The organism is Bradyrhizobium oropedii (genome assembly GCF_020889685.1).
GTDB classification, from domain to species: Bacteria; Pseudomonadota; Alphaproteobacteria; order Rhizobiales; family Xanthobacteraceae; genus Bradyrhizobium; species Bradyrhizobium oropedii.
In genome coordinates, this window is sequence record NZ_JACMYO010000243.1 from 1 (window position 1) to 10,662 (window position 10,662).

The following is a 10,662-nucleotide window of genomic DNA, read 5'->3' on the forward strand; positions in this document are numbered from 1 at the left end:
AGGGCGCCGGACGGCCGGCCGGGCTTCGTCTTCAGCCTGACGCCGGAAGGCGGCGTGCATGACCCGCTGCGCGACACCTATGGCCATGCCTTCATCCTGCTCGCGCTGGCGACCGTCTACGGCCTCGTCCAGGACGCCCAGGTCCGCGCCGAGATCGACGCGCTGCTGTCGTTCCTCGACAGCCAGCTGCGTTCCCCCCATGGCGGCTTCCAGGAGGGCCTGCCGCCGTCGATGCCGCGCCGGCAGAACCCGCAAATGCATCTGTTCGAGGCGATGATCGCCTGCTTCGACGCGACGCACGATCTGTCGTTCCAGAACCGCGCCGGCGATTTCTTCGCGCTGTTCCTGGCCAATCTCTACGACAAGCAGACGCGGGTGCTCGGCGAATATTTCGAGGAGGACTGGTCGAAGATCCCGCCGGTCAGCGTCGAGCCTGGACACCTTGCGGAATGGGTCTGGCTGTTGAAGGGATTTGAGCGGATCACCGGCTGTCCCACCGGGCGCCCGCGCGGCGAGCTGCTGGCCTCTGCGCTGCGCTATCGCGACGCCACCGGCTGCCTGATCGACGAGGGCGATGCCGAGGGCAACATCCGCCGCCATTCCAGGCGGCTGTGGCCGCAGAGCGAGCTGGCGAAGGCCTGGATCGCGCAGGCCGAGTCGGGCGAGGCCGGCGCTGCGGACGAGGCGCGCGCGGCGCTGGTGCTGCTCGAACGGCACTATCTCAGCCATCCCGTGGCCGGCGGCTGGTACGACCAGTTCGACCGCGACGGTGCGTCGTTGGTCGCCACGATCCCGGCGTCGTCGTTCTACCATGTGCTCTGCGCGGTCACCGAAGCCGAGCAGGTGCTCGCCTAGAACCGTCTTCATGGCTGGAAGCGCTTTCTGCACGCGAACTGGTCCTCAACTCCGCGCTAAAACGCGCCACGGCCTCACAGCCAGCGCTTGCGCCGCTTGAAGCTCTTCAGGTTCTTGAAGCTCTTGCGCTGGTCGCCGGCGCCGCCGAGGTAGAATTCCTTGACGTCCTCGTTGTCGCGCAATTCGTCGGCGGAGCCGTCGAGCACCACCTTGCCCTGCTCCATGATGTAGCCGTGGCTCGCGACGGAAAGCGCGGCACGGGCGTTCTGCTCGACCAGCAGAATCGTGACGCCGAGATCGCGGTTGATCTCCTTGATGATCGCGAACACTTCCTTGACCAGCAGGGGCGACAATCCCATCGACGGCTCGTCCATCAGGATCATCTTCGGGCGCGCCATCAGCGCGCGGCCGATCGCGAGCATCTGCTGCTCGCCGCCGGAGAGATAGCCGGCAAGGCCGGTGCGCTCCTTCAGGCGCGGGAAATACTTGTACACCATATCGATATCGGCCGAGACCTCGCCGTCGCGCCGGGTGAAGGCGCCAAGCCGCAAATTCTCCAGCGACGTCATGTCGGCGACGATGCGGCGGCCCTCCATCACCTGGAAGATGCCGCGCCGGACGATCTTGTCCGGATCGATGCCGTTGATGCGCTGGCCCTCGAACAGGATCTCGCCGCGGGTGACTTCGCCGTCCTCGGTCTTGAGCAGGCCGGAGATCGCCTTCAGTGTCGTCGACTTGCCGGCGCCGTTGGCGCCGAGCAGCGCCACGATCGCGCCCTTCGGCACCTCGAGGCTGAGGCCGCGCAGCACCAGAATGACGTCGTCATAGACGACCTCGATGTTGTTGACGCTCAGCAGCGGCGGCGGTGGGACTGCCGTCGGCACCGGGCGGGTAGCTTCGAGGGTTTCGTTCATGGTCTCGATCACTCTCCACTGTCGTCACCCGCGTTTCGTGCGCAACTGCGCACTAGGGCGGGTGACCCAGTATTCCAGAGACGCCAGCGATCAATCGAGAGGCCGCGGCGTACTGGATCCCCCGCTTTCGCGGGGGATGACAATTGTTGTCGAGGCTGCGCTGGTGGCAGCCTCACCACCTCACCAGCCAAACCATTCCGGCTTGCGCGGCAGTTCGACGGTCTTCACCTTCTCGAGCTTGATCGTGCCCTTGCCCATCAGGTCGTTGATGTCGCCATCGGTCGCGCCGGAAACCTTGGCGCGATAGAGATCGACCTTCGTCGTCGGGCGATGATCCTTCTCGGTCCAGCTCGAGGGATTGCAGACGCCCTCCATGCCGGCCGGCATCCAGTCCTTCTTCTGGTAGAAGCCCTTGGCGACGTTCTCGCCGGTGGCGCCGCCGTTCTTGGTGGCCCAATCCAGCGCTTCCTTCAGGTAGAGCGCGCTGCAGACCGCGGCGATGTAGTGCACCGGGCGATAGACCTTGCCCGACGGATCGGACATCTTCGAGATCTCCATCACCGTCTTCATGCCGGGCGCGTTGCCGCCCCAGCCGACTGCCGTGCGCAGCGGGAAGATCACGCCGTCGGCGGCATCGCCAGCGGCCTTGGCGGCGTTCTCATCCATGCCCCAGACGTTGCTGAGGAACTGGACGTCGACGCCCGCGGTCTTGCAGGCCTTCATGACCGAGATGTTGGAGGCCGCGGTGTTGCCGAGATAGGCGTAGTTGGCGCCGGAGCTCTTCAGGCTCAGGCACTGCGCCGAGTAGTCGCCGGGCGACAGTGCGAACACCAGCGGCGGCAGCACCTCGAAGCCGAGCTCGGTCGCGAGCGCTTCGCCGGCAGCCTTCGGCGCATTCGGATAGGGATGGTTGGCGCCCATGTGGACGAATTTGGGCTTGCCAGGCTTGCCCTTGGCCTTCCAGTCCTCGGCGGCCCAGGTCAGCTCGGCACGTAGCGCGTCCGAGTAGCTCGGGCCGTAGAAGAAGTTGTACGGCGCGGGCTTGGCCTTGCCGCTGGTGCCTTCGGGATCGGTCAGCGCGGCAGCATACGAGCCCGACATGTCGGGGATCTTGTCCTGCGCGAGGAAGCCGGTCAGCGCCTCGGTGTCCGCGGTGCCCCAGCCCATGATCGCCGCGACCTTGGCGTCGGACGCCGACCACTTCTTGTACAGCGCGATCGCGCGCGGCACCTGATAGCCATAGTCGTTGCTGTCGACACTGAGCTGCTTGCCGCCGACGCCGCCGTTCTTGTTGACCCAGGCGAAGGTGTCGGCGACGCCCTGGCCATAGGGGGTACCGACGTCGGAGGTGCCGCCCGAGAGGTCCTGCAGATGGCCGATGGCGATCTGCGCCTGCGCGGTGCCGGCGGCGCTGCCGATCAGCAGCGCGAGGGAGACCGAGCTCAAAAGGGATCTAATCGTCATTGTTGTTTCCTCCTGCTTATTCGTTGAACCGAATTTGAGTTGCGTTTCGTGCCCTGCGTCAATGCGAGAATGGATAAAGCTTCCAGTAGGCCTTGATCTGCCGCCAGCGATGCGCGAGGCCATCAGGCTCGAACATCAAAAAGCCGATGATGATCAGGCCGATCGCGATCTCGCGCAGGAAGGTGATGTTGTTGTTGAGCTGCAGCGCCTTGTCGAAGGCGCTGCCCTTCAGCCAGGCGCTCAGCCATTCCATCGATTCCGGCAGCAGCACCACGAAGGCCGTGCCCATCAGCGTGCCCATCACCGAGCCGGTGCCGCCGATGATGACCATGGCGAGGAACAGCACCGAGCGCTCGATGCCGAAGCCTTCCTGGGACACCACGAGCTGGTAATGCGCATAGAGCGCGCCCGCGATGCCTGCAAAGAAGGCGGCCAGTCCGAACGACAGCGTCCGGTACTTGGTCAGGTTGATGCCCATGATCTCGGCGGAGAGATAGTGGTCGCGGATCGCGACCAGCGCGCGGCCGTCGCGGGTGCGCATCAGGTTGGTGACGAGCAGATAGCTGATCACCATGTAGGCGAGCACGACGTAGAAATACTGCCGGTCGCCGCGCAGGGTGTAGCCGAAGATCGAGAACGGGTTGGCGCTGGCCGGCACCGAGCCGCCCGAGAACCATTCGGCGCGCGAGAAGAAATCGAGCAGGATGTACTGCGCGGCGAGCGTCGCGATGACGAGATAGAGCCCCTTCAGCCGCGCCGCCGGCACACCGAAGATCAGGCCGACCAGCGCCGTGATCACGCCGGCGAGGGGAATGGCGAAGAACACCGGGATCGGCGCGTTGTTGGAGATGTAGGCCGAGGTAAACGCGCCGAACAGGAAGAACGCGGCGTGGCCGATCGAGATCTGGCCGGTGAAGCCGACCAGGACGTTGAGGCCCAGCGCCGCGATCGCGAAGATGCCGATCTGGATCGCGATCGAGAGCAGGTAGTTGGACAGCAGCAGCGGCGCGCAGCAGGCGAGAGCGATGCCGAGAATCGCGAAATTGCGGCTGGTCGCGGTCGGGAAGATCGTGGTGTCGGCCGCGTAGCTGGTGCGGAAATCGCCGGAGGGGATGAGTGTGCTTGTCGCCATTGATCAGACCCGCTCAATGTCCTTGGTGCCGAACAGGCCGTACGGCTTGATCATCAGGATGATGATCAGGACGTAGAACGGCGCGATCTCGTAGAGATTGCCCCAGTGCAGGTACTCGCTGTCGACATACTGGGCGACATTTTCCAGTAGCCCGATGATGATGCCGCCGAGCACGGCGCCGCCGACCGAGTCGAGCCCGCCGAGGATCGCAGCCGGAAATACCTTGATGCCGTAGGCAGAGAGGCCGGACGAGACGCCGTTGACGACCGCAACCACAACGCCGGCAACCGCCGAGACCGTGGCCGAGATCGCCCAGGCCATCGCGAACACGCTCTTCACGGAGATGCCGAGCGACTGCGCGACCTGCTGGTTGAAGGCGGTGGCGCGCATCGCGAGGCCGTATTTTGAAGCGCGGAAGAACCAGGCCATGCCGACCATCATGGCGAGCGAGACCACGAGGCTCATCACATAGACGGTCTGGATCTGCAGCCCGAACAGGCTGACCGCCTGGCTCTGGAACACGCGCGGGAACGGCTGCGGGTTGACGCCGAAGATCCACTTCAGTGCGGCCTGAAACACGGTCGAGAGGCCGATCGTCACCATGATCACCGAGATGATCGGTTCGCCGATCATTGGCCGCAGGATCACGACCTGGATCGCGATGCCGAAGATGAACATGAAGACCAGCGTGATCGGCATGCCGATCCAGAACGGCACCTGGTACTTCGTCAGCAGCGCCCAACACACCCAGGCGCCGACCAGCAGCAATTCGCCCTGCGCGAAGTTCACGACCTGCGTCGCCTTGTAGATCAGCACGAACGACATCGCGACCACGCCATAGAGCGTGCCGACGACGAGGCCGTTGACGATCAGCTGGATCAGGAACTGGATGTTCATGTGCTACACTGAACCGTTCGCCTCGCCCCGCTTGCGGGGAGAGGCCGGCGCGCGAAGCGCGGCGGGTGAGGGGGAGCTTCCGCATGCGCGGTGCTAATGAGTCCAAAATCAAACGCGCGAGGAAGTTGCGAAACGTCTCGACGGATGCTGAAGGGACGCTCTGGTACAGGCTTCGTGCTCGCAGGCTGAGTGGCTACAAGTTCGTGAGACAGGAGCCGATTGGGCCTTACACCGTCGACTTCATCTGCCGCGAGCACCGCCTCGTAATCGAGGTGGACGGCGGGCAGCACGCCGACAGTCAGTCCGATGCTATTCGCGACAAATGGCTTGTCGACCACAATTACCGTGTCTTGCGTTTCTGGAACAACGACGTCTCCAGCAATTTGGTTGGTGTTCTCGAAACGATCCTGAACGCGCTTGCGGAGGCTCCCCCTCACCCGGATCGCTGACGCGATCCGACCTCTCCCCGCAAGCGGGGCGAGGTGACGGTCAATGTGTGTCGCGGAGAACATCATTCCGCGGCCTCCGCGATCGCGGCGCGGCCGAGATCGACGACCTCGAGCGTGGTGCGGACGCGCTGCGTCGTGCCGTCCTGGAAGCGGATCACGGTGTCGACGGGGATGCTGGCCTTGCCGCGGTAGATCGCCTCGATGATATCGGCGTATTTCTCGTTGATGACGCTGCGACGGACCTTTCGGGTGCGGGTCAGTTCGCCGTCGTCGGCATCGAGCTCCTTGTAGAGCAGCAGGAAGCGCGAGATGCGCTGTGCCGGCGGCAAGGTGGCGTTGACCGTCTCGACCTCTTTCTTCAGCAGCGCATAGACCTCGGGCCTTGACGACAGGTCGGTATAGGTCGTGAACGAGAGCCGGTTCTTCTCCGCCCATTTCGAGATGATCGAGTGGCGGATGCAGATCATCGCGGCGAGCGCGTCGCGGCCGGCGCCGAGCACGACCGCCTCGGCGACATAGGGCGAGAACTTCAGCTTGTTCTCGATATATTGCGGCGAGAAGCGCTCGCCGCGCGAGGTCTCGGCGAGATCCTTGATGCGGTCGATCACGACGAGCTGGCGGTTGTCGTTGTAGTAGCCGGCATCGCCCGAGTGCATCCAGCCGTCCCTGATGTCGGCGACCGATGCTTCGGGGTTCTTGTAGTAGCCGTGGAACATGTTCGGGTGCCGCACCACGATCTCGCCGACGCCGTTGATGTCGGCATTGTCGATGCGGATCTCGATGTTGTCGGCCATCGGCACGCCTGTCGTGTCGGGATCGACCTTGCCTTCGGGATGCAGCGTGTAGGCGCCGAGCAGCTCGGTCTGGCCGTACAGCGTGCGTAGCGGGACGCCCATCGCCTGGAAGAACTTGAACGTATCCGGTCCGAGCGCCGCGCCGCCGGTCGCCGCCGAACGCAGTCGCGTGAAGCCGAGCCGGTCGCGCAGCGCGCGGAACAAGAGCTGGTCGGCCAATATCGAGCGCTTGCCCTCGGCGAGCGCCGCAAGCCCGGTCTTCATGCCGAGATCGTAGAGCCGCTGCTTGAACGGCGAGGCGTCCATCACGCCGGCGCGGACGTCGGCCGCAATCGATTCCCAAACCCGCGGCGCGAACAGCACGAAGGTCGGTGCGATCTCGCGGAAGTCGTGCATCATGGTGTCGGGCTCTTCGACGAAGTTGACCTTCATCCGGGAGAGCAGCGCTTTGCCCAGCGCGTAGATCTGTTCCATGATCCAGGGCAGCGGGAGCACCGAGACATACTCGTCGTCCGGTCCCTTCGGATCGAAGGTGAGATAGGTCGCGCAGTGCCGCAGCACGCGTCCGGCCGAGAGCATCGCGAGCTTCGGATTGGCTGTCGTGCCGGAGGTGGTGCAGAGGATTGCGACGTCTTCGCCGCGTGTGGCGTCGACCAGCTGATCGTATAGGGTGGGTTCGCGCGCGGCGCGGTCGCGGCCCAGTGCGACGAGCTTGCTCGCCTCCATCAGCCGCGGATCATCGTATTTTCGCATGCCGCGTGGGTCGGAATAGACGATGTGCTTGAGATTGGGCACGCGATCGGCAAGGCCGAGCAGCTTGTCGACCTGTTCCTCGTCCTCGGCAAAGACCAGCCTGGCCTCGCCATAGGTCAGCAGATAGGAAGCCTCCTCGTCCAGCACGTCGCGGTAGAGGCCGAGGCTCATCGCGCCGATCGCGTGGCTGGCGATCTCGGCAGCGACCCAGTCCGGCCGGTTGTCGCCGATGATGCCGACCACGTCGCCGCGCCCGAGGCCGAGTTCGATCATGCCGAGCGCGAAATCATGGGTCCGGGCTTGGTAGTCGTTCCATGTGAATTCGCGCCACAGCCCGAAATCCTTCTCGCGCAGCGCGATCTCCTTGCCGTGCTCCCTGGCGTTGAGGCGCAGTATCTTGGGAAAGGTGTCGGCCTGCGCGGCGCGACCGGCATAGTCGATCATGCCGCGCTCTCCCGCACCGCCGGCTTGTCGTCGGGATCGACCAGTACCTCGTCCTCTTCCCCGAGATAGGCGCGCTTGACGTGGGGGTCGGCGAGCACGGTTGCCGGATCGCCCTCGGCGATCTTGCGGCCGAAGTCGAGCACCATGACGCGGTGCGAGATGTCCATCACGACGCCCATGTCGTGCTCGATCATCATGACCGTCATGCCGAACTCTTCGTTGAGATCGACGATGTAGCGCGCCATGTCCTCCTTCTCTTCGAAGTTCATGCCGGCCATCGGCTCGTCGAGCAGGATCAGTTGCGGCTCGAGCGCCATCGCGCGGGCGAGCTCGACGCGCTTGCGCAGGCCGTAGGGCAGGGTGCCGGCGGTCGCCTTGCGCACCGACTGCAGGTCGAGGAAGTCGATGATCTCCTCGACCTTGCGGCGGTGCTCCAGCTCCTCGCGGCGCGCGCCGGTCAGCCAGTACAGCGATCCCGTGATGAAGTTGTTCTTCAGGAGGTGATGGCGGCCGACCATGATGTTGTCGAGCACGCTCATATGGTGGAACAGCGCGAGATTCTGGAAGGTCCGGCCGATGCCGAGGCGGGGCCGCGCGTTCGGGGTGAGGCCGGTGATGTCCTGGCCGCGATAGAACAGCTGGCCTTCGGTCGGCCGGTAGCGGCCGGAGATGCAGTTGACGATTGAGGTCTTGCCGGCGCCGTTCGGGCCGATGATGGAGAACAGCTCGCCCTCGTTGACACCGAAGCTCACTTCGGTCAGCGCGCGGACGCCGCCAAAGCGCAATGAGACTCCGCGCACCTCGAGACTGTTAGCCACCCTGTTCCCTCCAGATATGGGCGCTTTGGCGCGCTCTTTATCTTCGCTTCGATCTTGTTTCGATCTTATACGGGCTGCCGAAGGGAGACCATCCGACTATTGGTGCCGGCGTTCCGGAGCATCGCTCGCCCCGATCGCCTGCATCATGCGCGGTAACGCCGCACCCCGTCTGCATGCCCGGCCTCGCGTCGTCCGCCTCAACGCTCCATGAAGGCGCAGCGCGGCGTTACGCGAGGTGGCTCTGAATACGAGAAAGCGATAGGTTGAATTGTCATGTGCCCGACAATTGGTCAGGAATTTTCGCTGGCATTCCAGGAGGCGGGCTCCTGGCTTTGCGCACGGCATTGCTGCGGTGCAATATCGTGTCTGTGTCTTTGGGGTGGGATGCCGTCGCCAGAATGATCGCTGCTGATTACCTCAAGCGCATCGCGGCCTGGTCGCGCGAACTGAGCGAGCAAGAAATCGAAATCGCGCGCGCCGGCATTTCCGAGAAGTCTTACCGCGCCAACGAATTCATCTTCATGCGCGGCGACAATTTTCAGTACTGGACCGGCATCGTCACCGGGCTGGCGCGGATGGGTATCGTGTCGCGCGGCGGCAAGGCGGCGAGCTTCGCAGGCCTCACGGCCGGCGCGTGGTTCGGCGAGGGGACCGTGCTCAAGAACGAGCTGCGGCGCTACGACGTGGTCGCGCTGCGCGACACGCGGCTGGCGATGATGGATCGTCGGACGTTCGTGTGGCTGTTCGAGAACAGCGTCGGCTTCAATCGCTTCCTGGTGGGACAGCTCAACGAGCGGCTCGGCCAGTTCATCGCGCTGCTCGAATATGGCCGGACGCTGGATGCGACGGCGCGGCTGGCGCGCTCGATCGCCTCGCTGTTCAATCCGATCCTCTACCCCGAGCTCACCTTGCACCTTGAAATCACCCAGGAGGAGATCGGCGCGCTGTCGGGAATCTCCCGGCAGAACGCCAACCAATGCCTGAAGCGGCTGGAGCGCGAGGGGCTGCTGCGGCTCGAATATGGCGGGGTGACGATCATCGAGCTCGACCGGCTGCGCCACTACGGGGAGTGACGGCCCCTGGGCTGTATTTGCCATTTTCGGACGCTCTAAAGTCCTGATTTCAAACGATTATGCCATTAGACTTGGGGGAGGCCGGATGCTACAGACCGGCCTCGTCGGGATCGCGCGGTCTCGCGCTCTCTGGAGATGATATGACGGTTCAGGACTCAAAGCGGCGCGTTGCGCTGATCACCGGCGTCACCGGGCAGGACGGCGCGTATCTCGCCGAATATCTGCTCGGCCTCGGCTACACCGTGCACGGAATCAAGCGCCGGTCGTCCTCGTTCAACACCGCGCGTGTCGACCATCTCTACCAGGACCCGCATGCCGGCAACGTGCCGTTCCTGATGCACTACGGCGACATGACCGATTCGACCAATCTGATCCGGCTGGTGCAGCAGATCCGGCCGACCGAGATCTACAATCTGGCCGCCCAGAGCCACGTCCAGGTCAGTTTCGAGAGCCCGGAATACACCGCCAATGCCGATGCTATCGGCGTGCTGCGCCTTCTGGAGGCGATCCGCATCCTCGGCATGGAAAAGGAGACCCGGTTCTACCAGGCCTCGACCTCGGAGCTGTACGGGCTCGTGCAGGAGGTGCCGCAGAAGGAGACCACGCCGTTCTATCCGCGCTCGCCCTACGGCGTCGCCAAGCTCTACGGCTACTGGATCACGGTAAACTACCGCGAGGCCTATGGCATGTTCGCCAGCAACGGCATCCTGTTCAACCATGAGAGCCCGATCCGCGGCGAGACCTTCGTCACGCGCAAGATCACGCGCGCCGTCGCCCGCATCGAGGCCGGCCTCGAGAACAAGCTCTATCTCGGCAATCTCGATGCCAAGCGCGACTGGGGCCACGCTCGCGACTATGTCGAGGGCATGTACAGGATACTGCAGGCGGACGAGCCTGGCGATTTCGTGCTCGCGACCGGCGAGACGCGTTCGGTCCGCGAATTCGTCGAGTTGGCGTTTGCGGAGGTCGGCCGCAGCATCGAGTGGCGCGGCAAGGGCGTCGAGGAAGTCGGCATCGACAAGGCGTCCGGCAACACCCTGGTGCAGATCGACCCGACCTATTTCCGGCC

The 10,662-nt window shown here is 64.2% G+C and carries 10 protein-coding genes; 4 read left to right on the forward strand and 6 right to left on the reverse strand.

Features of this window, described 5'->3' with window-relative positions:
- Positions 1 to 855 (forward strand): AGE family epimerase/isomerase (locus H8A95_RS38420; protein WP_229187799.1); only part of this gene is annotated, 855 nt, incomplete at its 5' end.
- Between the two features lie 74 nt (positions 856 to 929).
- Here the strand turns inward: H8A95_RS38420 and H8A95_RS38425 are convergent.
- The 4 genes from H8A95_RS38425 to H8A95_RS38440 all read right to left on the reverse strand — a co-directional run bounded on the left by H8A95_RS38425 (position 930) and on the right by H8A95_RS38440 (position 5,262).
- Positions 930 to 1,769 carry an ABC transporter ATP-binding protein gene (locus H8A95_RS38425; protein ID WP_229187800.1) on the reverse strand — a complete coding sequence of 280 codons (840 nt, stop codon included), beginning with the start codon at positions 1,767 to 1,769 and terminating at the stop codon, positions 930 to 932.
- Between the two features lie 180 nt (positions 1,770 to 1,949).
- A complete protein-coding gene (locus H8A95_RS38430) occupies positions 1,950 to 3,233 on the reverse strand; it encodes an ABC transporter substrate-binding protein (protein ID WP_229187801.1) in 1,284 nt (427 codons plus the stop codon).
- A gap of 58 nt (positions 3,234 to 3,291) precedes the next feature.
- A complete protein-coding gene (locus H8A95_RS38435) occupies positions 3,292 to 4,365 on the reverse strand; it encodes a branched-chain amino acid ABC transporter permease (RefSeq protein ID WP_229187802.1) in 1,074 nt (357 codons plus the stop codon).
- A gap of 3 nt (positions 4,366 to 4,368) precedes the next feature.
- Entirely contained in the window at positions 4,369 to 5,262 is an 894-nt protein-coding gene (locus tag H8A95_RS38440) for a branched-chain amino acid ABC transporter permease (protein WP_163161766.1), read from the reverse strand.
- A gap of 83 nt (positions 5,263 to 5,345) precedes the next feature.
- On the opposite strand from H8A95_RS38440, the gene H8A95_RS38445 reads away from it, so the two are divergent.
- On the forward strand, positions 5,346 to 5,711 hold the full coding sequence (locus tag H8A95_RS38445; protein WP_229187803.1) for an endonuclease domain-containing protein: 366 nt from the start codon (positions 5,346 to 5,348) through the stop codon (positions 5,709 to 5,711).
- A 62-nt stretch (positions 5,712 to 5,773) separates the two neighbouring features.
- Here the strand turns inward: H8A95_RS38445 and H8A95_RS38450 are convergent, their stop codons facing one another.
- Together H8A95_RS38450 and H8A95_RS38455 are read right to left on the reverse strand one after the other, a co-directional pair.
- Positions 5,774 to 7,702: a long-chain fatty acid--CoA ligase gene (locus tag H8A95_RS38450; RefSeq protein WP_229187804.1), complete on the reverse strand. Its 1,929-nt coding sequence runs from the start codon at positions 7,700 to 7,702 to the stop codon at positions 5,774 to 5,776.
- Positions 7,699 to 8,520, reverse strand: a complete 822-nt coding sequence (locus H8A95_RS38455; protein ID WP_050423145.1) for an ABC transporter ATP-binding protein — start codon at positions 8,518 to 8,520, stop codon at positions 7,699 to 7,701. The genes H8A95_RS38450 and H8A95_RS38455 overlap by 4 nt, the downstream gene beginning before the upstream one ends.
- Positions 8,521 to 8,918: 398 nt before the next feature.
- Between H8A95_RS38455 and H8A95_RS38460 the strand changes: the two genes are divergently transcribed.
- Both H8A95_RS38460 and gmd read left to right on the forward strand, forming a co-directional pair.
- Positions 8,919 to 9,593: a Crp/Fnr family transcriptional regulator gene (locus H8A95_RS38460; protein ID WP_092115508.1), complete on the forward strand. Its 675-nt coding sequence runs from the start codon at positions 8,919 to 8,921 to the stop codon at positions 9,591 to 9,593.
- A 140-nt stretch (positions 9,594 to 9,733) separates the two neighbouring features.
- Positions 9,734 to 10,662, forward strand: a 929-nt coding sequence (gene gmd / locus H8A95_RS38465; RefSeq protein ID WP_229187805.1) for a GDP-mannose 4,6-dehydratase, incomplete at its 3' end; no start/stop codon positions are given.